This window comes from Microbacterium sp. NPDC087592 (assembly GCF_044743585.1).
Taxonomy (GTDB): domain Bacteria; phylum Actinomycetota; class Actinomycetes; order Actinomycetales; family Microbacteriaceae; genus Microbacterium.
The window spans coordinates 2491271-2514064 of the sequence record NZ_JBIUWT010000001.1 but is presented as its reverse complement, the minus strand read 5'-3'; the positions used below and the strand labels follow the sequence as shown (position 1 = coordinate 2514064).

The 22794-nt window shown below is 68.5% G+C and carries 23 protein-coding genes and 1 tRNA gene; 6 read left to right on the top strand and 18 right to left on the bottom strand.

Features of this window, described 5'->3' with window-relative positions:
* Nucleotides 1-43: 43 nt before the first annotated feature.
* The 3 genes from rplL to ACIOTO_RS12140 form a co-directional block, all read right to left on the bottom strand.
* Entirely contained in the window at nucleotides 44-427 is a 384-nt protein-coding gene (gene rplL / locus ACIOTO_RS12150; RefSeq protein WP_029261007.1) for a 50S ribosomal protein L7/L12, read from the bottom strand.
* 48 nt (nucleotides 428-475) lie between these two features.
* Nucleotides 476-964: a 50S ribosomal protein L10 gene (gene rplJ / locus ACIOTO_RS12145; RefSeq protein ID WP_029261006.1), complete on the bottom strand. Its 489-nt coding sequence runs from the start codon at nucleotides 962-964 to the stop codon at nucleotides 476-478.
* Between the two features lie 362 nt (nucleotides 965-1326).
* The gene (locus ACIOTO_RS12140) at nucleotides 1327-2298 is read right to left on the bottom strand and encodes a hypothetical protein (RefSeq protein ID WP_400857986.1); all 972 of its coding nucleotides are present in this window, start codon (nucleotides 2296-2298) and stop codon (nucleotides 1327-1329) included.
* 269 nt (nucleotides 2299-2567) lie between these two features.
* Between ACIOTO_RS12140 and ACIOTO_RS12135 the strand changes: the two genes are divergently transcribed.
* The gene (locus ACIOTO_RS12135) at nucleotides 2568-3251 is read left to right on the top strand and encodes a YqaJ viral recombinase family protein (protein ID WP_029261004.1); all 684 of its coding nucleotides are present in this window, start codon (nucleotides 2568-2570) and stop codon (nucleotides 3249-3251) included.
* 15 nt (nucleotides 3252-3266) lie between these two features.
* On the opposite strand, the gene ACIOTO_RS12130 is transcribed toward ACIOTO_RS12135, so the two are convergent.
* From ACIOTO_RS12130 to ACIOTO_RS12110, 5 genes are all read right to left on the bottom strand, one after another.
* Nucleotides 3267-3809, bottom strand: coding sequence for a hypothetical protein (locus ACIOTO_RS12130; protein WP_400857985.1), 543 nt, complete (start codon nucleotides 3807-3809; stop codon nucleotides 3267-3269).
* A complete protein-coding gene (locus ACIOTO_RS12125) occupies nucleotides 3806-4447 on the bottom strand; it encodes a hypothetical protein (RefSeq protein ID WP_400857984.1) in 642 nt (213 codons plus the stop codon). Before ACIOTO_RS12125 ends, ACIOTO_RS12130 begins: the two co-directional genes overlap by 4 nt.
* The gene (locus ACIOTO_RS12120) at nucleotides 4444-5049 is read right to left on the bottom strand and encodes a signal peptidase I (RefSeq protein WP_400857983.1); all 606 of its coding nucleotides are present in this window, start codon (nucleotides 5047-5049) and stop codon (nucleotides 4444-4446) included. Before ACIOTO_RS12120 ends, ACIOTO_RS12125 begins: the two co-directional genes overlap by 4 nt.
* A gap of 8 nt (nucleotides 5050-5057) precedes the next feature.
* Entirely contained in the window at nucleotides 5058-5627 is a 570-nt protein-coding gene (locus tag ACIOTO_RS12115) for a SipW-dependent-type signal peptide-containing protein (RefSeq protein WP_258134110.1), read from the bottom strand.
* 62 nt (nucleotides 5628-5689) lie between these two features.
* Complete coding sequence (locus ACIOTO_RS12110; protein WP_262001297.1) at nucleotides 5690-6247, bottom strand: SipW-dependent-type signal peptide-containing protein; 558 nt, start codon at nucleotides 6245-6247, stop codon at nucleotides 5690-5692.
* A gap of 273 nt (nucleotides 6248-6520) precedes the next feature.
* On the opposite strand from ACIOTO_RS12110, the gene ACIOTO_RS12105 reads away from it, so the two are divergent.
* Nucleotides 6521-8257 (top strand): MDR family MFS transporter, encoded by a 1737-nt coding sequence (locus tag ACIOTO_RS12105; RefSeq protein ID WP_400857982.1) that lies wholly within the window; start codon nucleotides 6521-6523, stop codon nucleotides 8255-8257.
* The gene (locus ACIOTO_RS12100) at nucleotides 8244-8732 is read left to right on the top strand and encodes a MarR family winged helix-turn-helix transcriptional regulator (protein WP_105710390.1); all 489 of its coding nucleotides are present in this window, start codon (nucleotides 8244-8246) and stop codon (nucleotides 8730-8732) included. The genes ACIOTO_RS12105 and ACIOTO_RS12100 overlap by 14 nt, the downstream gene beginning before the upstream one ends.
* Here ACIOTO_RS12100 and ACIOTO_RS12095 read toward each other — a convergent pair.
* The gene (locus ACIOTO_RS12095) at nucleotides 8671-9615 is read right to left on the bottom strand and encodes a LysR family transcriptional regulator ArgP (protein ID WP_262001300.1); all 945 of its coding nucleotides are present in this window, start codon (nucleotides 9613-9615) and stop codon (nucleotides 8671-8673) included. The genes ACIOTO_RS12100 and ACIOTO_RS12095 overlap by 62 nt on opposite strands.
* Before the next feature lie 70 nt (nucleotides 9616-9685).
* On the opposite strand from ACIOTO_RS12095, the gene ACIOTO_RS12090 reads away from it, so the two are divergent.
* On the top strand, nucleotides 9686-10348 hold the full coding sequence (locus tag ACIOTO_RS12090) for a LysE/ArgO family amino acid transporter (protein ID WP_400857981.1): 663 nt from the start codon (nucleotides 9686-9688) through the stop codon (nucleotides 10346-10348).
* Nucleotides 10349-10352: 4 nt separating this feature from the next.
* On the opposite strand, the gene ACIOTO_RS12085 is transcribed toward ACIOTO_RS12090, so the two are convergent.
* The 6 genes from ACIOTO_RS12085 to ACIOTO_RS12060 form a co-directional block, all read right to left on the bottom strand.
* Entirely contained in the window at nucleotides 10353-10706 is a 354-nt protein-coding gene (locus tag ACIOTO_RS12085; RefSeq protein WP_400857980.1) for an iron chaperone, read from the bottom strand.
* A gap of 83 nt (nucleotides 10707-10789) precedes the next feature.
* A complete protein-coding gene (gene rplA / locus ACIOTO_RS12080; RefSeq protein WP_029260994.1) occupies nucleotides 10790-11479 on the bottom strand; it encodes a 50S ribosomal protein L1 in 690 nt (229 codons plus the stop codon).
* Nucleotides 11480-11490: 11 nt separating this feature from the next.
* Nucleotides 11491-11922 (bottom strand): 50S ribosomal protein L11, encoded by a 432-nt coding sequence (gene rplK, locus ACIOTO_RS12075; RefSeq protein WP_017829145.1) that lies wholly within the window; start codon nucleotides 11920-11922, stop codon nucleotides 11491-11493.
* 282 nt (nucleotides 11923-12204) lie between these two features.
* Nucleotides 12205-13248 (bottom strand): transcription termination/antitermination protein NusG, encoded by a 1044-nt coding sequence (gene nusG, locus ACIOTO_RS12070; RefSeq protein ID WP_400857979.1) that lies wholly within the window; start codon nucleotides 13246-13248, stop codon nucleotides 12205-12207.
* Between the two features lie 42 nt (nucleotides 13249-13290).
* On the bottom strand, nucleotides 13291-13563 hold the full coding sequence (secE, locus tag ACIOTO_RS12065) for a preprotein translocase subunit SecE (RefSeq protein WP_029260992.1): 273 nt from the start codon (nucleotides 13561-13563) through the stop codon (nucleotides 13291-13293).
* Nucleotides 13564-13603: 40 nt separating this feature from the next.
* A tRNA-Trp gene (locus ACIOTO_RS12060) sits at nucleotides 13604-13676 on the bottom strand.
* 195 nt (nucleotides 13677-13871) lie between these two features.
* Between ACIOTO_RS12060 and ACIOTO_RS12055 the strand changes: the two genes are divergently transcribed.
* Both ACIOTO_RS12055 and ACIOTO_RS12050 read left to right on the top strand, forming a co-directional pair.
* Nucleotides 13872-15695 carry an HSP90 family protein gene (locus ACIOTO_RS12055; protein ID WP_400857977.1) on the top strand — a complete coding sequence of 608 codons (1824 nt, stop codon included), beginning with the start codon at nucleotides 13872-13874 and terminating at the stop codon, nucleotides 15693-15695.
* A gap of 24 nt (nucleotides 15696-15719) precedes the next feature.
* Nucleotides 15720-18518 (top strand): hypothetical protein, encoded by a 2799-nt coding sequence (locus ACIOTO_RS12050; RefSeq protein ID WP_400857975.1) that lies wholly within the window; start codon nucleotides 15720-15722, stop codon nucleotides 18516-18518.
* A gap of 8 nt (nucleotides 18519-18526) precedes the next feature.
* Here ACIOTO_RS12050 and poxB read toward each other — a convergent pair whose 3' ends face one another.
* The 3 genes from poxB to ACIOTO_RS12035 form a co-directional block, all read right to left on the bottom strand.
* A complete protein-coding gene (poxB, locus tag ACIOTO_RS12045; RefSeq protein WP_029260989.1) occupies nucleotides 18527-20251 on the bottom strand; it encodes a ubiquinone-dependent pyruvate dehydrogenase in 1725 nt (574 codons plus the stop codon).
* 111 nt (nucleotides 20252-20362) lie between these two features.
* Nucleotides 20363-20899, bottom strand: coding sequence for an endonuclease domain-containing protein (locus ACIOTO_RS12040; RefSeq protein WP_400857973.1), 537 nt, complete (start codon nucleotides 20897-20899; stop codon nucleotides 20363-20365).
* Between the two features lie 528 nt (nucleotides 20900-21427).
* Nucleotides 21428-22792: an NAD-dependent succinate-semialdehyde dehydrogenase gene (locus ACIOTO_RS12035; protein ID WP_400857971.1), complete on the bottom strand. Its 1365-nt coding sequence runs from the start codon at nucleotides 22790-22792 to the stop codon at nucleotides 21428-21430.
* Nucleotides 22793-22794: the final 2 nt, after the last annotated feature.

Sequence of the window (22794 nt, the reverse complement as noted above, 5' to 3'; positions counted from 1 at the left end):
GGCGAACCCGGGGCCTTCGATCAGAAACGCGTGAGCGTCGCGATTACTTGAGGGTAACCGTGGCGCCTGCCTCTTCGAGAGCAGCCTTGGCCTTCTCGGCGGTCTCCTTGTTGGCGCCCTCAAGGACAGCCTTCGGGGCACCGTCGACGACAGCCTTGGCCTCGCCGAGACCCAGCGAGGTGAGCTCGCGGACGGTCTTGATGACCTGGATCTTCTTGTCGCCAGCAGCCTCGAGGATGACGTCGAAGGAGTCCTTCTCTTCCTCAGCCTCAGCGGCGCCTGCGCCACCCGCAGCACCGGCAACGGCGACGGGAGCAGCAGCGGTGACCTCGAACTTCTCCTCGAACGCCTTGACGAAGTCGTTGAGCTCGACGAGGGTCAGGCCGGCGAACTGCTCGAGCAGCTCCTCAGTGGTGAGCTTAGCCATGATGTATCTCCTAGATAGATGGGGTTTGTAGACGAGATCGCAGGTCGCTTACGCGGCCTCTGCGGTCTCCAGCTTTTCGCGAAGAGCATCGATGGTGGCGGCAGCCTTGCCCATCGTCGCCTTCATCATGCCCGCAGCCTTCGCCAGCAGAACCTCACGGCTCTCGAGCGCGGCGTACTTGTTGACCTCGTCCGCGGTGAGGGCGTTGCCCTCGAAGATGCCGGACTTGATCACGAGAAGCGGGTTGGCCTTGGCGAAGTCACGCAGAGCCTTGGCGGTGGCGACGAAGTCACCGTGCACGAACGCGACAGCCGACGGACCCTTGAGGTCGTCGTCCAGCGCGGAGATGCCAGCCTTGTTGGCGGCGATCTTGGTCAGCGTGTTCTTCACCACGGCGTACTCAGCGTCCTGACGGATGCTGTTGCGCAGCTCCTTGAGCTGGGCAACCGTCAGACCGCGGTACTCGGTCAGCAGGACGGCGTTCGAGTTCTCGAATGACTTCGTGAGCTCGGCGACCGATGCATCCTTCTGCGCCATGGTCACTCCTTGGTGTGTACGAGGCGCCGCACGGTGGTGGGGCGCCGACCTGGACCACCTGCACAGAAAAAAGCTCCGGCGCAAGCGCACGGAGCTTTGAGAAGTTCGTGTCCTGCGCGGGCCCCTGCTGTGCAGAGCTTCGATCCTGCGTGATTGCGCACGCCTGATGACCAGCGGTCTTCGGTTGCCACTACTCTACCTCACCCGCTCCTCTCCCCCAAATCCCCCCTCCTCTCCCCCCTCCTCTCCCTCCCTCTTCGCCGAGTGCACGGGTTGTTGACGAATGCACGGGTTGTTGCCGTGAATACGCGGTGCGCTCGGCGGCAAGCCGTGCACTCGGCGTCTCGATGGGGCGGCGAGGGTCAGGGAGGACTGATGTGGAAGGTGGCGAGGCGCGCGGCGAGGGCGGCGGGCGACCCGATGTGCTCCGACCCCCATCGGGCGAAGCGCCACTGCGTCCGACCCCGGATCCAGTCCTCACGCTGCTTCTCCGCGAGCAGGACCTGCTCGAGCGTGCGCCCCGAGCGCAGAGCCTCGTCGAGGTATTTCGTCTTGCCGTCGAACTCTCCGAAACTGCGGACATCGGCGAGCCCGAAGTCGACGAAGTAGCGAGTGCCGCCGGGCCCGTCCACCGGCACCTGCAGGTCCGGGGCGGCGAAGCCGAGTCTGTGCAGATGCAACCGGCTCACACTCTCACCGGGAAGCTGCGCCCGCCCGTCGGCGAAGTCCGCGACCCACCGCGCCTGACGGATCCCCCGCGCTCCCCCGGCAGCGGTCAACCTGGTTGCAAGTTCACGCCGCCAGGAGAGGACGGCATCCATGTCCCACTCCCACTGCCGCTCCGCCATCTGCCGCTCCGCAGCATCCGCCAGTGCCACGGCCGCGGGCGGCGTCAATGCGCGGATGAGATCGAACACCGTGCGCGACAAGGTGGTGCACCGGATGCCGCTGCGCACTGTGACGTCGGAGATCGGGAGCGGCGCGACATGACGGAACACGTCCGGCGCACTCGAGATCCTCCGCGGCGACGGAGTGGTCATATGGACACGGGCGAGGCGCATCGCGTACAGCGGCAGTCCCCACAGCACGGCCGCCGACGCATGGGACATGACCGCGGAACCGCTCGCATCTCGGGCCACAGCGATGACGTGCGCGTGGTGCCGCTGTTCCGGCCGCAGAGACTCCCGATCGGCGGCGTCCATGAACCACCCTCGCCGGATGCTGAAGAGCACTCCGCTCTGCAGCGCGGCGGCGATCCTCCGATCCGTCCACCCGTTCAGAAAGAGATCTGCCCGCGATCGGACGAGCTGGGTGAGGACAGGCACAGTTGTCATCGGCATGCCTCATAGTTCTGCCCTCCGCCGTCTACACGTCCCTTCTCCCCACCCTCTCCCCTCTTCTTACTGCCCCCGGGTCGTTGTGCAGGACGAGTGCCACACCGCGAGTGCACCGGATGCTGCCGAGCGCACGGGCTACACGCGCGAACGGGCCGTGCGCTCGGCATCAAGCCGTGCACTCGGCGGAAGGGGAGGGCCGGGGATGCGGAGGCGGGAGGGCGGCGTGTGTGCGAGGGAGGGTCGGCGGGCGGGGTTAGGGTCGAAGGGTGACCCCCGAACTCGCCGCCCGCATCGTCGCGGATTCTCGCGACCGCGTGGCGTGGATGCGCGCACGCTCCCGGGGGATCACCGCCACCGACGTCGCCGGACTCACCTCCGAGAAGTCGATCGCTCGCGCGGCGGACTCCAAGCTCGGCGGAGGCCCCCGCTTCGGCGGCAACGCCTACACCGATCACGGCCGGCGGCGGGAGCCCGAGATCGCGGCGTGGGTGGCAGCGACCCACGGCATCCTCCCCTCTTCTGCCCTGTTCCGCGCCGAGGTCGAGCACCGGCACCTGGCCACGCCCGACGGCATCGCGGTCGACGCCGAGGGGCGAGTGAAGCTCGCCGAGATCAAGACGACCAACAAGGCGTTCCGCGGCATCCCGCGCACCTACCTCCGCCAGATCTGGTGGCAGCAGCACGTCCTCGGCGCCGAGCGGACATTGTTCGTCTGGGAGGAGCACGTCGACTTCTCCCCGATCCACGACGAGCCGCGCTGTGTATGGATCGACCGCGACGACCGCGAGATCGCCAAGCTGGTCGGCCTCGCCACCGACCTCATCGACGAGCTCTACCGACGCACCACCGGCCGGCAGGTCCCGAGCCTCACTCCGGAGGATGCCGCAGCCAGCCGCCGCGAGCAGCTCCGCGAACGCGACGCGTTCCGCGCACTGGCACTCGCCGACTGACGTCTCGGCTTCGACCTAGTAGCTGGCTGCGGTGCCCATCGTGCACTGCGGGTTCGCGCCGAGCAGTCCCATGGTCGCGTTCGCCACGAGCCAGTCGGACTTCCACCCGCCCGGCCCGGTGAAGCGGATGCCGAAGGTCTTCGTCGCCCCCAGAAGCCCCGTGAGCAGGCCCCCGTCGATGACGGTGACGTAGGCAGCCGCGGATCCCGTCGTCTGGACGTTCCCGAGGAGATTGCTCAGGATCGGCTCGAGGAGGCCCTGATTGACGATCTGCCCGAACTCGGCTTTCGTCAGGTCGTACCCCGTCGCGGCGGCCGGCGCCCGCCAGGAGATGGTCACCTTCGGGTTGGCGCCCAGCAGTCCGCTACTCGCCACGCAGCCGGGAGATGCGGAGGCGATGGGTTCCGGGACGTTGATCGAGGTTCCGGTCGCGGTCGCCTGCTCGGCATCGGTCCACGCCGCCTCGGTCGACGGGACGGTCGGGGCGAGGCCGACCCCGATCAGCAGCGAGATTCCGAGCACGGCGCCCGCCGACCGCAGACGCTTCTCGGGACTCATCGGACACCGCCGGGTTCACGCGGCTCGACACCGATCGCCACGGCACGACGACGAGCGACGAGCAGGACACCGACGACGACCAGCGCCGCTGCACCGGCGAGCACCCACGGCGGCAGCGGCGTCGGACCGGTCGCTGCCAGGCCTCCACCGGGACCGACGATCACGTCTTCACCGATGCCGCTGGCATGGAGGCGGAGAGTCGTCGAGCCCGCCGCCTCTTCGCCGAGCCCGATGGAGAGCCGGACGTGCGCGACGTCGGTGTCGGTGACCTCGCCGAGCCGCACCTCGCCGCCGTCGCGCGGCACCTGCCATGCCGAGCGCACGATAACGGCACCGCCGGGGCATGCGCTCCCCTCCCAGGCGCGCAGACAGATGGACACGTCGAGGACCAGCGGCGCTTCGCCGGTGGCACTCAGGGCTATCGTCACGACCCCCGGATCCGGTGCCACAGCACTGACGGCGACATCCCATCGCACCTGCTGCCCGGGGAGCAGCGATCCGGCGGCTTCCCAGTCCGCCACCGAGACGAGCCGCAGGATGCGCCCCTGGATGATCTCCGTCGTCGGCGACGCCCACGCAGGGGCCGCCGAGCCGAGCAGCATGAAGAGCACGACGACTCCGACGCTCAGGCGTCTCATGGGCGCCGATCCCTCCGTCTGGCCCCCGCCGCGACCAGCGCGTCCGGAGCCGCTGGACCCTCGACATCGTCGGAGGATTCCTCCGGCGCCACGCGCTCCCTCCGCGGCCAGAACGCCCACACGACCAGCAGCGATGCACCGAGCGTGACCCCGCCGAGCACCCACGGGCTGCCGAACCAGACGATGACATTCGCGAGGGCGGGCACCGAGCCGCGGACGATGCGGACGTCGGACACGATGTACGGCGCCGGATCCTCGACGTCGTTCGCGTCACCCTTCATGGTGAGGGTGCGCATGTCGCCCGCACCCGCCGGCTCGACCCCGGTGACACGGTGCGTGATCGGCAGGGCCGCATCCCGATCCACCGTCACGACGTCACCGACCGCGATGTCGGAGGCGGGTATCTCCTGCACGAGGGCGACGGATCCAGCAGGGATGGTCGGCGCCATCGACCCGGTCTTGAACATGATGAGCGAATAGCCACCGGTGAAGGCCATGATCACGAGCACGATGCAGATCACACCGCCGATGGCTGCCAGAGTGAGCAGCACCTCGCGCACTCCGCGTCCCACTGCGCGGGCGCCCCGTGCGATGGTGGCCATGTCGTCTCTCAGCTCGTGCTTCCGGTGAAGGTCCAGGTCGGTTTCACGGTGCCGCCCTGCGCCGTTCCGGTCGCATCTGAGGGCAGCTCGAGCACGATGCAATACGTGATCGTGTTGAGCGGGGTCACGGTGAGTGTCTGCGCGGGAAGCGCGGGAACCGCGGTCAGAGCGGCCGTCGCGGTCGCCGTCGTCGTGCAGTTGGCGGGTGCAGCGACCACGGCGATGTTGACCCTGATCGCGTTCTGCAGCGCGAGGTCCGCTCCGGTCGGCGCCGTGCCCGCGTTGTTCGTCACAGCGACGGCGGTGAGGTTGACCGTGCCACCCAGGGTGCCCGACGCCTGCACCTGCACATACGCCGCCTTCTTCACCCCGGGGTAGAGGCCCGTCGCGTCGAGAGGCACGGTGAGCACGGTCTCGGTGGGTCCGTGCGACGCGAATGCCCCCTGATCGGACCGTGACACGATCGAGAAGCTCCCGGCGCTGACCGTGCTCGTCGCGAGTTCCTGGTCGGTCCACGCCGCGATCGTCATCGTCGCGCCGACGCCGAGCACCAGCCCGCCGGCGAGCAGGGCCCGCACGCGCCGAAATGCACGCGAGGGCCGCGGGCGAACGGACGCGCGCAACGAGCGGCGGGTGGGCGCTACGGCTGCACCGAGGTCGCGTTCCACTGCCATGTGACGGTTCCCGTGTCGCCCTGCTCGATCCCGCCGGCACCGGAGGCGGCGGTGACCTGGATGCACAGGTTGACGTCCGTGCCCGGCGTCATCGTCGCAGGCACCGCGGTTCCCGCGGCGAACGCGGTCTCGTCGCAGCCGAAGGTCGTCCCCGTCGACACGACGTCGTAGGTCAGCTTGCCCGCGGTGACGAAGTCGCCTGCCCCGACGGGAGCGACGGCGTCGAGCGTGGCGTCGTAGGTGCCGCCGAGACGCAGGGCGTACGGCGCGTACACCACGTCGCCCGGGCTGAGGTTCGTCGGGTTGAGCTCGAAGGTCAGCGAAGCTGCCGCGTCGTCGGTCGCGTGCTCGCTGAACGTCGTTCCGTCGGTGGAGCCCGTGAACGTGAAGGATCCGGCGGTGAAGGTGCCGTTCGCGAACTCGGAGTCGTTCCACGCGGCGAGTGTGACGGCCACCCCCACCCCGAGGACGAGTCCGCCCGCCAGGACGGCGAGAACCTTGCGCTGCGTGTCTTTGGTAGCCATCGGAGTCCCCCTCAGGAATCAGGCGATCGCGTGAATGCCTGAGAACGACCGCCTCGCAGAGGCCCCGCATCCCCGCCGTGCCCTCATCCTCACTGACGCCTTCCCCCAGAACAAGGCGATTTCGCGCACGTCCGAAGCACATCGCGCGCACCGCATTTCCCACCACAATGGTTGACGTAGATCAACGATTCCCATATAGTTGACGCAGTTCAACCATCTTGCGCGCGCCAGAGCTGTCGCAGCATCTGTCCTTCCGACCGCGAAAGGTCTCGCATGACCACGGACTCCCCCGTCAAGATGACGCATCGCCAGGTGCTCGAAGCCCTCACCGGGCTCCTCCTCGGCATGTTCGTCTCGATGATCGCCACCACGGTGGTCTCCACCTCGATGCCGGTCATCGTCCATGACCTCGGCGGCGACCAGGCCGCATACACCTGGGTCATCACCGCGACCCTCCTGACGACAGCGATCTCCACGCCGATCTGGGGCAAGCTCGCCGACCTCTTCAACCGCAAGCTCCTGATCCAGATCGCGATCGTCATCTTCGTCGGAGCGACTGCGGCGGCCGGATTCGCGCAGGACACCAACACCCTCATCGCCTTCCGCGCCATCCAGGGCATCGGCGGTGGCGGGCTCGCCGCCCTCAGCCAGGTCATCATGGCCGACATCATCAGCCCGCGCGAGCGCGGCCGGTACATGGGGCTGTTCGGCGCCGTGATGGCCGTCGCCACCGTCGGCGGCCCGCTCCTCGGCGGTTGGATCACCGATGTCGCGAACTGGCGCTGGAACTTCTTCGTCGCGCTCCCCTTCGCCGTGGCCGCGCTGATCATCCTGCAGAAGACGCTGCATATCAGCACCGAGCGCACCCGCAAGGTGTCGATCGACTACGTCGGCATCGTGCTGCTCTCGGCCGCGGTGTCGCTGATCCTCATCTGGATCACGAACGCCGGCTCGACGTTCGACTGGTGGAGCACCGAGACCGTGCTCATGGTCGGCGGCGCAATCGTCTCGGCCATCGCCTTCATCATCGTCGAGCTCAAGGTCCGCGAGCCCCTCATCCCGCTCACGCTCTTCCGCGGTCGCACGTTCACCCTGTCGGTGCTGGCATCGATCTCGATCGGCGTCGCGATGTTCGGCACCTCGGTGTACCTCGCGCAGTACATGCAGCTCTCCCGTGGCGCAACGCCGACCGAGGCCGGCCTCATGACCCTGCCGATGATGGCGGGGCTCCTGATCTCGTCGATGGTCATCGGCCAGCTCGTGACCCGCTTCGGCAAGTGGAAGGGCTATCTGATCCTCGGCTCCGTGCTGCTGATCGCCGGTTCCGTCATGCTGTCGACGCTGCACTACGACACGAACTTCGCCCTCGTCTCGATCTACATGTTCGTGATGGGCGCCGGCGTCGGCATGACCATGCAGAACCTCGTCCTCATCGTGCAGAACGTCGCGAAGCCGAGTGAGATGGGTGTCGCGAGTTCGGGCGTGACGTTCTTCCGCAGCCTCGGCGGCACGGTCGGGGTCTCGGTCATGGGCGCCGTACTGGCGAACAGTCTCACCAGCCTGTTCAGCGACGGCAAGGAGCGCATCGGGGCGGCGATCGCCCAGCTCGGCGACAAGGGCGCCGATGTCGCCGCGCAGCTCTCCAGCGGAACGCTGCCCGAGGTCCGGCTGCTTCCGGAGCCGGTGCGCTCGATCATCGAGGACTTCTACGCGCAGGCCATCTCGCACGCGTTCGTGATCGGCATCCCGCTCGCGGTGATCAGCCTCATCGCGATCCTGTTCCTGCCGAACCGTCCGCTCACCACGATGACGACCACCGAACGGGCACAGGCGGATGCGGCGAAGGCGGACTCGCCGGCAGACGACGGCAGTACCCCGGTCGACGACGCGGCCGACGTCGCGATCGCCGACGTGACGGCACTCTCCGGCGCGCCGACGACCGGCACCGTCACCGTGGCCGGTCGCACACGCGACGCACACGACGATACGGCCGCCGATGCCGGACGTTGATCACCTCTCCGACACCCCCGAGGCGCGGGCCGCTGCAGTCCGCGCCCTCGAGGCGGAGTTCGGCGAACTGATCACGCACTTCCGTCGGGTGATCTCGGAGAACGCGAACCGCGTGAGTCCCGGCCTGCTGCCGGGCGCGTACAAGATCTTCACCACGATCGCCCGATGCGAGACCGTCACGGTGTCGTCGCTGTCCGAGCGGATGCTGCTGGACAAGGGGCAGGTCAGTCGGATGGTGCGCGAGCTCGAGGAGCTCGATCTCGTCGAACGCTCGACCGATCCCGCCGACGGGCGCTCCTTCCTGCTGCAGCTCACGCCCCTGGGGGAAGAGCGCCTCGCAGCCGCGCGGCTCCCTCAGGAAGGCCGGCTGCTCCGCACGCTCGAGGACTGGAGCCTCGCCGACATCGGGAGCCTCACCCGCCTGCTGCACGCCCTCGCTTCGGGCGCGAGCCCGGACGCGATCGCTTCGGAGTGAGGGGCGTCTCCCCGAGCACCCGACGTGCCTCGGCGGCGATCTCGGCAGCGATGGTGTCGAGCAGCTCTGAGCGCAGATTCCACTGCTGCCAGTAGAGCTGGACCCGAAGCGTCGGGCCGCCCAACGGGATCAGCCCGGAGGACTCCTGCAGGAGCGGGACCATCCCCCACCCGAGCCCGAGCCCGACGGCGAGCGCATAGTCATGGGACGCCGGAACGTAGTGCCGCGGCACCCCCGCCTCGCTGACGGACATCGCTCGGAGCCACTCGTGCTGCAGCGTGTCCCGCCGGTCGAAGTCGACGAACGGTGCGGCCCTCAGGGCCTCCGCCGTCACTCCGTCGGCGAACCAGCGCGCTGCGAACCCCGGTTCCGCCATCGCCCGGTATTCGAGTACGCCGAGCGGCGACACCGAGCATCCGGCGACCGGCGCGGCCTCGCTCGTGACCGCGGCCATCACGGTGCCGGATTCCAGGAGCCGGGCGGTGAAGTTCTGGTCGTCGCGGTGCAGATCGAAGTCGATGTCGTGGCCGGCCGCGAGCCGGGAGAGGGGCGCGAGGAACCACGTCGCCATCGAATCGGCGTTCACGGCGAGCGGGATGCTGATCCGCCGGCTCTCCGCGACCTCGTCGATCCCCACGCCGAGGAGCGCGTCGTGCTCGAGCAGAGCTATCTGGCGGGCCAGGCGGACGACGGCCTCCCCCGCCTCGGTCAACTGCGCGGGCTTCGTACGCACGACCAGGATCCGACCGAGTTGCTGCTCCAGCGTCTTCAGGCGCTGACTCACCGCCGACGGCGTGATCTGCAGTCGCCTGGAAGCGGCGTCGAGCGTGCCCTCGTCGACGATCGCGGCGAGCGTGGCTGCGAGTTCCGGGTCGATCCTCACATAAGCGATGCTAATGGTTCGGTAGGAATCTTCGCTTCTCTTCACGATGCGAGATTCCTAGGCTGGACCCATGCTCACCGTTCTCGCCGGCCTCGGACTCGGCCTCTCCCTCATCGTCGCCATCGGCGCGCAGAACGTCTTCGTGCTGCGCCAGGGAATCCGCCGCGAGCACGTGTGGGCTGTCGTGATCATCTGCGCCCTGTCGGATGCCGCTCTGATCGCCGCGGGCGTCGCGGGGCTCGGATTCGTGCTGTCGGCCGCCCCGTGGCTCGTCGTCGTGGCACGTTGGGCGGGGGCGCTGTTCCTGCTGAGCTACGGCATCCTGGCCGCGCGCCGCGCCTGGCGCGGCGGCGAAGAGCTCCAGGTGGACGGAGCGGATGCCGCCGACTCGGCCTCGGCGACGCCGGGCAGCGCGACGGCGACCCTCACCCGCACCCGGCTGGCGCCTGTCGTCCTGACCACGCTCGCGCTCACGTGGCTCAACCCGCATGTCTACCTCGACACGGTGCTGATGCTCGGCTCGATCGCAGCCACTCACGGCGAGGAACGCTGGCTGTTCGCGGGCGGCGCCATGGCCGCCAGCATCCTGTGGTTCACGGCGCTGGGGTTCGGTGCGCGCTATCTGGGACGCTGGCTGCGTACACCGCGCTCCTGGCGCATCCTGGATGCGGTGATCGCCGTGATCATGATCGCCATCGCGATCAGTCTCGTGCTGCCGGTACTGGGCGGCTGACCGATCAGCCGTCGATCTGCGCCACCCGCGCCCGGACCAGCTGCTCGAGCACGCCATCGGGGATCGGATGCTCCGGCTGGAACCGGATGGTCCCCTTGTCGACGCTGACACCCGGATGACCCTCCAGCGCTCCCGCCACGGCCGCGACGGCATCGGGGCTGAACGGATAGATGCCGATGTGCTTCTTGGCGCGCATCACCGACAGCAGCGGCTTCCCGGCGTGGACGAGGGCCGGCATGCCGTAGCCCTTGCCCTGCTCGGCATCCGGAGCCTCCCGACGTGCGACCGCGTACACGCGGTCGATCGCGTCACGATCCGCAGGAACGAGTTCTTCGAGATAGTCGTCGACAGTGCCCATCACGGCATCCTGCCACCCCGGCCCCGCTCCGACAACGCAGAAACGCCCCCGGGAGAACCCGGGGGCGTTTCTGCGAGTCAGACTCAGATGGAGTTGACGTCCAGCGGGATGCCGGGGCCGAACGTGGTCGACACCGCACCCTTCTGGATGTAACGGCCCTTCGAGCTCGACGGCTTGAGGCGGACGATCTCCTCGAGCGCTGCGCCGATGTTCTCGTCGAGCTGCTCTGCGGTGAAGGACGCCTTGCCGACGACGAAGTGCACGTTGGCGTGCTTGTCGACGCGGAACTCGATCTTTCCGCCCTTGATCTCCTCGACGGCCTTGGCCGGGTTCGGGGTCACGGTGCCGGTCTTCGGGTTCGGCATCAGACCACGCGGTCCGAGCACCTTTCCGAGACGACCGACCTGGCCCATGAGCTCCGGGGTGGAGACCGCGGCGTCGAAGTTGGTCCAGCCATCGGCGACCTTCTGGATGAGCTCGGCGCCGCCGACCTCATCCGCACCTGCAGCGATCGCTGCCTCGGCCGCGGGGCCGGTGGCGAAGACGATGACGCGGGCGGTCTTACCGGTGCCGTGGGGCAGGATGACGGTGCCGCGCACCATCTGGTCTGCCTTGCGGGGGTCGACGGCGAGCTTCAGCGCGACCTCGACGGTCGAGTCGAACTTCGACGAGCCGGTCTCCTTCGCGAGGGCGACTGCCTCGGTCGGAGTGTAGAAACGGTCTGCCTCGATCTTCTCGGCGGCAGCCTTGTAAGCCTTGGACTTGGTAGCCATGATTATTCTCCTCAGCCCTCGACCGTGATGCCCATGGAACGGGCGGTGCCGGCGATGATCGAGATCGCGGCCTCGATGTCGTTCGCGTTCAGGTCGGCCTGCTTGGTCTCGGCGATCTGGCGGACCTGGTCCTTGGTGATCTTCGCGACCTTGACGGTGTGCGGGGTCGCGGAACCCTTGGGGACGCCTGCGGCCTTCTTGATGAGCTCCGCCGCCGGCGGGGTCTTCAGGACGAAGGTGAAGCTGCGGTCCTCGTAGACGGTGATCTCGACGGGGATGACGTTGCCGCGCTGCGACTCGGTCGCGGCGTTGTACGCCTTGCAGAACTCCATGATGTTGACGCCATGCTGACCGAGCGCGGGGCCGATCGGCGGCGCCGGGTTGGCTGCACCGGCGTTGATCTGAAGCTTGATCAGGCCGGTCACCTTCTTCTTCGGTGCCATTCTCTTTCCTTTCATCGAATCGGATGCCGGAGCATCCGCTTCTCCCACAGATCCGGCGTTTCCGGACCGTGGTCGTCTCTGCGCACGCCGAAGCGGCACACAAACCACGCAAGTCTACCTGATCCTGCCGCACAGCACGAACGCCGCATCACGCCGAGCTGAGGAGCCAAGACACGCCGCAATCGCCCGACGTGCTGCGGCGTGTTCTGACCCCTCGCAAGAAGGGAGCGAACGCAAGAACGGCCGCCCCGAAAGGGACGGCCGTTCTCGTGAGGATGTGTGTCAGACCATCTTGGTGACCTGGTCGAACGACAACTCGACCGGGGTCTCACGCTCGAAGAGCGAGACGAGGACCGTGAGCTTGCCGCTCTCGGGCTTGATCTCGCTGATCGAACCGGGAAGACCCGCGAACGAGCCCTCCTTGATCGTGATGGTCTCGCCGACCTCGAAGTCGACCTCGGCCGGCAGCGGACGAGCGACGGCGACGCCGCCCTTCGACGCGATGTTCTTGGCCGTGGGGACGTCCTTGACCTCGACGAGCGACTTCAGCATGTTGAAGGCCTCTTCGAAGCGCAGCGGCGTCGGGTTGTGGGCGTTGCCCACGAAGCCGGTGACACCCGGGGTGTGACGCACGACCGACCAGGTGTCTTCCGTGAGCTCCATGCGCACCAGCACGTAGCCGGGGATGCGCACGCGGGTGACCATCTTGCGCTGGCCGTTCTTGATCTCGACCACGTCTTCCATCGGGACCTCGATCTGGTAGATCTCGTCCTCGACCTCGAGCGTCGACTTGCGCTGCTCGATGTTGGCCTTCACCTTGCGCTCGAAGCCGGCGTAGGAGTGGATGACGTACCACTTGCCCGGGAGCATGCGGAGGTCCATGCGGAAGGCCTCGTACGGGTCTTCCTCGGCGTCCTCGTCATCTTCATCGGCGGAGGAGTCCTCGTCGTCCTGCACGTCGTCAGCACCGAGCTCGGGGCCGTCGTACGGGGTGACCTCGTCGGCCGCAGCCGCGTCGAGGTCGGCGGCCTCTTCGGCCACAGATTCGTTGAGGACCTCAGCGGCAGCCTCAGACTCAGCCGCTTCGTCCAGGTTCAGAGCGTCGTTCACGATCGCGTCCGCCTCCGGGTCGTCGATGTCGATGTCGATGTCAGCCGTGTCATCCTCTTCGCCGTCCTCGTCTTCGACGTGAACCGCGATGTGCTCGGCCGGGGTGGCCGAGAGCTCTTCCTCAGCGAGGACGTTGCCCTCCTGGGCTTCGTCTTCCTCGCTGGACTGCTCTGCGGCGGTCGCCCAGTCGGCGTCGTCGGAATATCGTTCAGACACGTTGTTTCTTCTCCATAGCTGCGGCGCGAGCCGCGGGGGTCATCAGCCAGGGATTCCGAACACCCAGTGCGTCAAGAACGCGAACAGCGTGTCCAAGCCGTAGACGATGCCCATGACGATCAGAACGAAGACGAGCACCACCAGGGTGAACTTGAACAGCTCCTTGCGAGTCGGGGTGACGACCTTGCGGAGCTCGGCGATGACCTGGCGGATGAACAGGGCGATACCCCCGAAGAACCGTGAGAAGGGGTTGCCCTTCTTCTCGCGGGTGGCGCCGGCCGCGACGACCTCGCCGCGCGGTTCGTCCTGATCCATCCTGAATGTACCTTTCGTGTGTCAGCGTTGCGCTGACGCGCAGGGCGGACAGGAATCGAACCTGCAACCTGCGGTTTTGGAGACCGCTGCTCTGCCAATTGAGCTACCGCCCTAGAGACCGGGAGGTCTCGGGGTTCTCTCTCCACTCTGCCACCGCGGCTGTGATCGGGAGACCCCAGGCATGGCGAAAGAATGCAGAGAACAACTGCCCCACAAGCATACGGCATCGATCCGGTGGCGCCGAACCGGGATCGCGAAGGCGTGTTCTTGTTAGGCTCAGCGAGCGTATGCAGGAGGAGGGAGCGCCGGTGAGCGCTGAGGTGCAGCAGTTCCAGGTGGATCTGCGCGGAGTGGTCGATCTGCTCAGCAGACACATCTACTCCAGTCCACGGGTGTACCTGCGGGAACTCCTGCAGAACGCCCGAGACGCGATCACTGCACGCCGCGAGGTCGACGGCGGCGGCGGACGCATCCGGATCACCCCGCTGACCGCGGAGAACGGCGAGTTCGTCCTGCGTGACGACGGCGTGGGCCTGACGGTCACCGAGGTGGCCGATCTGCTGGCCACCGTCGGGCGCAGCTCCAAGCGCGACATCTTCGACCTCCCGCGCAGCGACTACCTCGGTCAGTTCGGCATCGGTCTGCTCAGCTGCTTCATGGTCGCCGACACCATCGTCATCCGCTCCCGCAGCGCCCGCGGCGGCGCCTCGGTCGAGTGGACGGGAAGCGCCGACGGCACGTTCCAGGTGGCGGAGATCGACGAGGAGCTCCCCATCGGCACCAGCGTGCACCTCGTGCCGCGCTTCGACGCCGACGATCTGCTGCGCCCCGCCGCCGTGCACGAGCTCGCGACGACGTTCGGCGAGTTCCTGCCCGTGCGGGTCACGATCGACACCGCCGGCGGCGACATCGACCTCACCAGGGACGCGCCGTTCCTCGACGCCGCCCAGGACCCGGAGTCCGCCGTGCAGTACGGGCGCGACCTCCTCGGAGCGAGTCCGCTCGACGTGATCGAGCTGAGCGAGCCCGCCACCGGCACCCGCGGCCTCGCATACGTGCTGCCCTACGCTCCGCCGCCGGGCGCACGTCAGGCGACGCGCATGTACCTGGGACGGATGCTGCTCTCCGAGCGCGTCGACGACGTCCTCCCCGAATGGGCGTTCTTCGTCCGCGCCGTGATCGACTCCACCGGGCTCGCCCCCACCGCGAGCAGGGAGTCGCTCGTCGACGATGCGGCGCTCGAGCGGGTCCGCGCACAGCTCGGCGCCGGCATCCGCCGTTGGGTCCTGGAGCTGGGGCTGAGCGAGCCGCATCGCCTCGCTCAGTTCGTCGCCGTGCACGAGGTCGGACTCAAGTCCCTCGTACGCCACGACGAGGAGCTGGCACACTTCATCTCCCGCTGGCTGACGGTCGAGACCACGCACGGCACGGTGCGGATCGGCGACCTCGTCGAGCGATACCCGCACATCCGCTATGCGCAGACCGTCGACGAGTTCCGTCAGGTGGCCGGCATCTCCCCCGCCGGAGAGGTGCTCGTCAACGGCGGATACCTGTACGACGCCGGCCTGATCCGGATGCTGCCCGACCTGTACCCGCACGTCACCGTCGAGCAGGTCGATGTCACCGGAGAGCTCGACCGCCTCGATCCACCCCCGCTCGACGACCGCGACGCCGCCGTGGCGCTGGAGACGCGCGCGGGCGCCGTGCTCGCCGCATCCGACTGCTCGGTGGTCGTGCGCTCGATCGACCGGCCCGATCTCGCCGGGCTCTACGTCGCCGACCCGGAGGTGCTGCGCGCGATCGACCGCGGCCGCACGAAGGGCGTCACCGGCGCACTGTGGGGAGGCGTGCTGGACCGCATCGACAAGACCCTGTCCGCGGCCCGCGACGACGATCTCCGCGCGCGCCTGTGCCTGAACTGGTCGAACCGGGTGGTTCGCGCCCTGGTGCGCGTGCAGGACGACGCCGTCTTCGCCCGCACCGTGCAGCTCCTGTACATCCAGGCCCTGCTCGCCGGACATCATCCGCTCGCCGACGCCGACCGTGCGCTGATGACCAGCGCGCTCGCCGACCTCGTCTCGCTCTCAGCCGGCATCGAAGGGGACCAGATCCCCTTCAGCGACGTCCGCTGACACATCCCACCGAAGGGTTCCCCCATGGCACGTCCGAAGAAGCGCTTCCAGCAGCTGATCGAGGAGATCGACCGCACCCCGTGGGGGCCCGCCGAGCAGGCCCTGGTCTCGGAGGCGGTGGCGCTGGCCGTGGAGATCGGCGACGAGCGACTCGAGTACGAGGCGCGGATGCGGCAGACGGCCTCGGCGAACATGGGCGGCGCGACCGATGTGATGCTGAACTCGTTCGCCTGGTGCCTCGCGCACCACGAGACCGACCCGCAGCGGTTCCCTGCCGACCTCGACAACGGCGGCGCCGACCTGATGTGGCAGTTCAAGTGGATGGCGGCGTCTCTGCGCTCCTCGCCGGCGTTCTCCCAGGACCAGATCGCCGCCGTGCTCGACGACATGGAGAAGCACTACCGCGCCGGCGGCCTCGGCCTGAGCGGTGTGCTCACCGCCCGTTTCGAGGACGCCTGGGATGCCGGACGCATGGACGAAGCGGAGACGCTGCGGGTGCAGCTGGAAGCCACACCGCGCGACGACCACAGCCACTGCGACGCCTGCGGTCGGAGCCAGATCGCGGGCTTCTTCGCGGACACCGACCGCGACGCGGAGGCCATCGTCCTGGTGGAAGAGATGATCGAGGGCGGCTTCTCCTGCGGAGAGGAGCCTGAGCACGCCCTCTCCCGCGTGCTCCTCCCCTACCTCCGCGCCGGGCGCTTCGACGAGGCGAAGACCGCGCACCTGCGCAGTTACCGATTGGCCAAGGACAACCCCGACAACCTGCGCATCGTCGCCAACAACATCGTCTTCGCGGCGCTCACCGGGAACGAGGCCCGTGCGCTCGCACTCGTCGAGAAGCACATCGCCTGGCTCGCCCACGACGGGCTGAACGTCGACGCGCACTTCGCCGCCCTCGCCGCCCTCGCCGTCGCGCTCGACCGCGTCACGGCTGCCGGCCACGGCGACACCCCGGTACGCGGAGCGGATTCGCCGGCGCTCGTGCCGTTCTTCGGCGAGCATGAGGGCCGCTGGAGCGCCGCCGAACTCGCGGCGTCTGCCTGGACGGCCGCAGACCGCATCGCCACCGCGTTCGACGAGCGCGACGGCACCGACGGCCACGCACGCAGCCTGGGGCGCATGCGTGCGCTCTCCGACGAGCAGTACGACGTGCCGATCCGCTCGGACGCGTTCGTGGCCCCTGCCCCCTCGACCGCACCGGTGGACGCCGACGGGTGGTTCGAGCGCGCCATGCAGCTCGCCCAGTTCGGTGCGGAGCACGAGACCCTCGACGCCCTCCCCCGTGCCCTCGAGGTCGAGGACCCGTACAAGCGCGCCCAGCTGCTCTCCATGCGCCTCGGGATCCTCATCGCCCTCGAACGCGCCGACGAAGCCCTGGAGCTGCTTCCCCAGCGCATCGCCGCACTCCGCGCCGCCGGGCGCGATGAGCAGGCCGCGCTGGAGGAGCGTCTGGGCCTTGCGACCTTCGGGATCGACACGCCGGAGGCGACGGCCGACCTCGAGGACGCGATCGCCGATGCCGCGTCGCTGCCCGCCTGGTCGCGCGGCGACCTGGCCCTCAGCCGCGCCGCACTGCACCTGCAGGCCGGGGAGGCGGACGCCGCGCTGGACCTCGCCGAGCTCGCCGCGCGCTCCTTCGCGGAGGCGGAGGACACGCGGCTCGCCAACACGACGACTCTGGTGGCGATCTCGGCCGTGCTGCGCAAGGGTGACATGGAGGCGGCGACCGTACTGCTCGACCGTTTCCTCTCGCAGGAAGACCTCAGCACCGGACATCGCGCGCAGGCCCTGCAGACCAGGGCTCGCGTGCGCGGCGGCGGCAACAGCTATGCCGAGGGCGCTGCCGACGCCGACGAGGTATGCCGGCTGCTCGCGGAACTGGGCGCGACCCGCGCTCTCGGCGATGCGCACCTGCTCGCCGGGGCGCTCTGGGAAGACGCGGACGAGCCGGAGAAGGCCGTCTCCCGCTACCGCCTCGCCGCGCGTCTTGCGGGTGAGAGCGAAGGCGACTCGACCGGCGTGGACTTCCGACTCGCCCGGGTCATGCTGCGCGCCGGCGACGCCGAAGAGGCCGCAGAGCTGTTCGGCGACGTCCTGCAGCGCGAGGAGGAAGCGGAAGTGGCCGCCGGCTCGCGCGCGATGACCGCCTCGATGCTGGCACGGTCACTGAGCGCGGCCGGTGAGTTCGGCCAGGCCGTCGGTGCTCACAGCTACGCCTCCGAGCTCTTCGGACAGGCAGAGGAACACGCCGACCAGGCGATGTCCATGACCGAGCAGGCCAAGATCCTCGCCCGCTTCGACGAGCACGACGACGCGATCGAACTGCTCGAGTCCGCCGCCGAGACCGTGCGGCGCGCGCCCGAGGCCGTGGGCGCGCTGAGCGAAGTGCTGCACAGCCTCGGCCAGGCGTACGGCGGACGCGGCGACGAACGCGCGTTCGCGCTCTTCGACGAGGTCGCCGCCCTCGCACAGCAGCACGAGGCCGAGTGGCTTCTCGCCGACGTCACCGATTCCCGCGGACGTGCGTTGGCCGAGCTCGGCCGGATCGACGAAGCGGTTGCCGCCGCCCTCACCGCGGCCGACGGGTTCGCCGCGCTCGGCGACCTCGGCTCGGCCGGCGGCTCCGAGCTCTTCGCCGCCCGCGTGCTGGCAGGGAACGACCGCGCAGCCGATGCCGTACCCCTCTACCGCAGCACCATCGACCACGCCGCCGACCACCCTCCGCTGCTCCAGGTCGCAGCCCTCGAGCTCGGCAACGTGCTCGAGTCGCTCGGACGGCACGGTGAGGCGGCCGAGGTGCGGGCCCTCGTCCAGAGCTGACCTGCGGGTCAGAAGAGCTGGCGCCAGTTAGCTTTCGCGAGGTCGAGGAGCTCGTCGCCGCGGCCGGACATCACCGTGCGGATCGCATAGAGCGCGAACCCCTTGACCTGCGCGGCCTCGATCGCCGGCGGCATGGAGAGTTCCTGCCGCTCGGTGACGACGTCGAGCAGGGCGGGCCCGTCGTGTGCGAGCACCTCGCGCACGGCGTCCGGGAGGTCTTCGCTGCGTTCCACCCGACGCGCGAAGATGCCCATGGCTTCGGCGATCGCCGCGAAGCTCGGGTTCTCCAGGCCGGTCCCGTAGGTGACGAAGCCCGCGGCCTTCATCTCGAGCTCGACGAAGTTCAGCGAGGAGTTGTTGACCACGATCGTCTTCACCGGCAGCTTGTTCTGCGTGAGCGTGAGGAGCTCCCCGAGCATCATCGCGAGCCCGCCGTCGCCGGCCAGCGCGACCACCTGACGGTCGGGATGCGCGACCTGCGCGCCGATGCCGTGCATCAGGGCGTTCGCCATCGAGCCGTGCGTGAAGGAGCCGATCAGGCGACGCTGTTCGGTCATCGAGAGGTAGCGCGCCGCCCACACGGTCGGTGACCCCACGTCGGCGGTGAAGATCGCGTCGTCGGCCGCGTGCTCGTCCAGAAGTCGAGCCAGGTACTGGGGGTGGATGGGCCGGTTGCCCTTGGCGGGGACGGCGAGCTCGTCGAGCTTCTTCCTCGTCTTGCGGTAGTGCGCGATCGCGTCGTCGAGATGGCCGCGGTCGTCTTTCCTCGCCACTCGCGGCAGCAGCGCGTCAGCCGTCGCACGCACGTCGCCGACCAGCCCCAGATCGAGCGGATGCCGTTTGCCGAGCTGCGCGCCGCGGATGTCGACCTGGATGGTCTTGGCGTGATCCGGGTAGAACTGCTCGTACGGGAAGTCGCTGCCCAGCACCAGCAGGGCGTCGGCGGCCTCCATGGCCCGGAAGCCGGAGGCGAAGCCCAGCAGGCCCGTCATCCCGACGTCGAAGGGGTTGTCGTACTCGATGAACTCCTTGCCACGGAGCGCGTGCACGATGGGGGCGCCCAGTTTGTCGGCGAGCGCGATGACCTCGTCGTGCGCACCCTCGACACCGGCCCCGGCGAGGATCGTCACATTCTTCGCGGCGTTCAGCAGAGTCGCCGCCTTCTCGAGCTCTGCCGGGTTGGGTACCACCACGGGCAGCGCGCGCTCGATCACGACGGCGCGGTCGTCGGCGATGTCGGCGAGGGCGACGTCGCCCGGGATCACGAGTACCGCGACGCCCCGCTCCTCGATGGCCGCGCGCATGGCGATCTCGAGCAGTCTCGGCATCTGCTTCGGGTCGGCGACGTACTCGACGTAGACGCTGCACTCGCGGAAGAGCTCCTGCGGATGCGTCTCCTGGAAGTACCCGGTGCCGATCTCGGTGGTGGGGATGTGCGCGGCGATCGCGAGCACGGGCACGCGCGAGCGGTTGGCGTCGTAGAGGCCGTTGATGAGGTGCAGGTTGCCCGGACCACACGAGCCGGCGACAACCGCGAGCTCTCCCGTGGTGGCGGCATCCGCGGCGGCCGCGAAGGCGGCGGATTCCTCATGCCGCACGTGCACCCAGCGAATCGTGCCGTCTTTGCGCAGCGCGTCCGTGAAGCCGTTCAGCGAGTCCCCGGGGATGCCGTAGACACGGTCGATCCCGTTGGCATGCAGAGTCTTGACGATGTTCTCAGCGACGTTGGCCATGCTTCGACCCTACGCCCGGTGTGCTCGTGCAGGGCGGGGCTACGCCCACGCTGAGAGGTCAAGAAACGTCGCTCGCACACCGCGGCATCCGACTTCCTTTGGCTCCTCACCTCAACGTGCCGCTCTGAGCAGACGACGGATCCGGCGCACGAGCGCATCGGGATCGTCGAAGTCTCGGCGGGTGACCACGATCATGCGATAGCCGAGCGATTCGAGCTCGGCGCGGCGGATCTGATCCCGACTCCACTGATCAGGGTCTCGGTGGTGATCCCCGTCGTATTCGATGATGAGCCGTTCGTCGGCATAGAGCATGTCGACTCGCGCCACGAATCGGCGATCGTGCCAGATCTCGACGTTGCACTCCGGACGCGGGAGCCCCGCCTCGATCAGAATCAGCCGCACCATGGATTCGCGCGGGGACTCGGCACGACCATCTGCCAGTTCGAGCGCGCGCTGCCGCACCCTCGCCCCGCGCCCACCCGCGAATCGTTCGTGATGACATGCGAGTTCCTCTGCCGAGACGAGCGGATGCCGGGTGCTGAGGAGCGCATCCGTGAGGGCGAGGAACCGCGGCAGACGCATGACGCGAGACACGTCCACCCACATCCGCGCAGGCGACAGCACGGCAAGACCTCGGCGGAGGACCACGTCGCCACTTTCCAACGCGAGCCGATGACCGAGAACACCCGTCCTGCGAATTCGGGTCTCCTCAGAGGGCACGCCGATTCGTGGTCGCGCCCAGGCCTCCGCTTCCTGCTGCGCAGCCAGTGGCACACCCCACAGGCAAGCGGCCGTCGTGCCGCACACGAACGCGTGCGGCGGAAGCGCTGCCAACAGCAGGGATACGGTCTCCGCACCGACGAGCGGTCTGCGAGCGCGCGTGCCGTGGAAGGGTCTCGAGAGATCCTTCGCTCGCAGACGGCGCGGGGTGACTCCCCGTGCGAGCGCATCGGGGACGGTGAAGCCGATCGGAGTTCCGGAGGGCAATGGCGGTGGATGCATCCGCCGATCTTGACCTCTGCGCATGCCTGGGGTGTGCGTCAGCCCCATGTGCTGTGCACACCCCTCCCTCGTGCTCTGCCGTGTAGAGCGACATAAGCAGCAGGTGAGGAGCCAAAGAACGCCGCCTCCTGAGACCGGGAGGCGGCGTTCTTTGACCCCTCAGGGCGAGAAGCGTCAGCCGATGCGGATCAGCTTCTTGTTGACGAACTCGTCGGCGGCCAGGTGGCCCAGCTCGCGGGCCGTGCCGCTGCGCTTGACGCCACCGAAAGGCAGCTCGGGGCTGTCTGCCAGCACGAGGTTGACGTAGACCATGCCCGCCTCGATCTTGTCGGCGACGCGCTCGGCCTGTTCGGCATCCGTCGTGAAGACGTAGGAGCCGAGGCCGAAGGTGGTGTCGTTCGCGAGCTCGACCGCCGCGTCCTCGTCGGCCACGCGGTAGACGACGGCTGCGGGACCGAAGAGCTCCTCGCGGTACACGTTCATCTCGGGCGTCACGTCGGTGAGCACGGTCGGCGCGAAGAATGCTCCGTCGCGGGTGCCGCCGGTGAGCAGCGTCGCGCCCTGCTCGACGGCCTGATCGATCTGCTTCTGCAGGTTCTCGGCCGCGGCTTCGGAGGCCACCGGTCCGAGGACCGTGTCGTCGAGCGTCGGATCCGTCGCCTCGACAGCGGCCATCTTTTCCGTGAACTTCTCGACGAACGCGTCGTACAGCCCGTCGACGATGATGAAACGCTTGGCGCCGTTGCACGCCTGACCGTTGTTGTCGAGCCGCGCGTCGACGCCGGCCTGCACCGTCGCGTCGAGGTCGTCTGTCGAGAGCACGATGAACGGGTCTGACCCGCCCAGCTCGAGGGCGACCTTCTTGAGGTTGCGACCGGCGATCTCGGCGACGGCGGCCCCGGCACGCTCGGACCCGGTGAGCGACACGCCCTGCACGCGCGGGTCGGCGATCATCGTCGCGATCTGCTCGTTCGTGGCGAGCACGTTCTGGTAGGCACCCTTCGGGAAGCCGGCATCGTGGTAGATCGCCTCGATCGCGGACGAGGACTCCGGGCACTGCGGCGCGGGCTTGAGCAGGATCGTGTTGCCCACGATCAGGTTCGGAGCCGCGAAGCGCACGATCTGGTATGCCGGGAAGTTCCACGGCATGATGCCGACGAGCGGGCCGAGCGAGGAGCGGCGGATGATGGCCGACCCCTCCCCCAGGATCGCGATCGGCTGGTCGGCCATGATCGACTCCGCCTGGTCGGCGTAGTACTCGGCGATGTCGGCGGCGAAGTCGACCTCCCCGAGGGCGGCCTCGCGGGGCTTGCCCATCTCGCGCACGAAGATGTCGGCGAGCTCCTCCCGACGCTCGCGGTGCAGCTCGGCCGCGCGGCGGACGAGGGCTGCACGCTCAGCGACGGTCGACGAACGGGACCACTCGCGGTGGGCCTCGTCGGCGGCGGCGACCGCCTCCTCGATCTGAGCGTCGGTGAAGGTGTCGAAGGACGCCAGCGTCTCTCCGGTGGCGGGGTTGATGACGGCGTAGTCGGTCATGT

What these genes read in the sequence shown, in the direction of transcription:
- ACIOTO_RS12035 (WP_400857971.1), bottom strand. Translation starts at nt 22,792, where the DNA reads ATGACCGACTACGCCGTCATCAACCCCGCCACCGGAGAGACGCTGGCG.
- secE (WP_029260992.1), bottom strand. Translation starts at nt 13,563, where the DNA reads ATGGATCAGGACGAACCGCGCGGCGAGGTCGTCGCGGCCGGCGCCACC.
- ACIOTO_RS12100 (WP_105710390.1), top strand. Translation starts at nt 8,244, where the DNA reads ATGCCGGACGTTGATCACCTCTCCGACACCCCCGAGGCGCGGGCCGCT.
- ACIOTO_RS12105 (WP_400857982.1), top strand. Translation starts at nt 6,521, where the DNA reads ATGACCACGGACTCCCCCGTCAAGATGACGCATCGCCAGGTGCTCGAA.
- ACIOTO_RS12050 (WP_400857975.1), top strand. Translation starts at nt 15,720, where the DNA reads ATGGCACGTCCGAAGAAGCGCTTCCAGCAGCTGATCGAGGAGATCGAC.
- ACIOTO_RS12130 (WP_400857985.1), bottom strand. Translation starts at nt 3,809, where the DNA reads ATGAGTCCCGAGAAGCGTCTGCGGTCGGCGGGCGCCGTGCTCGGAATC.
- poxB (WP_029260989.1), bottom strand. Translation starts at nt 20,251, where the DNA reads ATGGCCAACGTCGCTGAGAACATCGTCAAGACTCTGCATGCCAACGGG.
- ACIOTO_RS12110 (WP_262001297.1), bottom strand. Translation starts at nt 6,247, where the DNA reads ATGGCTACCAAAGACACGCAGCGCAAGGTTCTCGCCGTCCTGGCGGGC.
- ACIOTO_RS12120 (WP_400857983.1), bottom strand. Translation starts at nt 5,049, where the DNA reads ATGGCCACCATCGCACGGGGCGCCCGCGCAGTGGGACGCGGAGTGCGC.
- ACIOTO_RS12125 (WP_400857984.1), bottom strand. Translation starts at nt 4,447, where the DNA reads ATGAGACGCCTGAGCGTCGGAGTCGTCGTGCTCTTCATGCTGCTCGGC.
- ACIOTO_RS12140 (WP_400857986.1), bottom strand. Translation starts at nt 2,298, where the DNA reads ATGACAACTGTGCCTGTCCTCACCCAGCTCGTCCGATCGCGGGCAGAT.
- ACIOTO_RS12085 (WP_400857980.1), bottom strand. Translation starts at nt 10,706, where the DNA reads ATGGGCACTGTCGACGACTATCTCGAAGAACTCGTTCCTGCGGATCGT.
- rplL (WP_029261007.1), bottom strand. Translation starts at nt 427, where the DNA reads ATGGCTAAGCTCACCACTGAGGAGCTGCTCGAGCAGTTCGCCGGCCTG.
- rplJ (WP_029261006.1), bottom strand. Translation starts at nt 964, where the DNA reads ATGGCGCAGAAGGATGCATCGGTCGCCGAGCTCACGAAGTCATTCGAG.
- rplK (WP_017829145.1), bottom strand. Translation starts at nt 11,922, where the DNA reads ATGGCACCGAAGAAGAAGGTGACCGGCCTGATCAAGCTTCAGATCAAC.
- rplA (WP_029260994.1), bottom strand. Translation starts at nt 11,479, where the DNA reads ATGGCTACCAAGTCCAAGGCTTACAAGGCTGCCGCCGAGAAGATCGAG.
- ACIOTO_RS12090 (WP_400857981.1), top strand. Translation starts at nt 9,686, where the DNA reads ATGCTCACCGTTCTCGCCGGCCTCGGACTCGGCCTCTCCCTCATCGTC.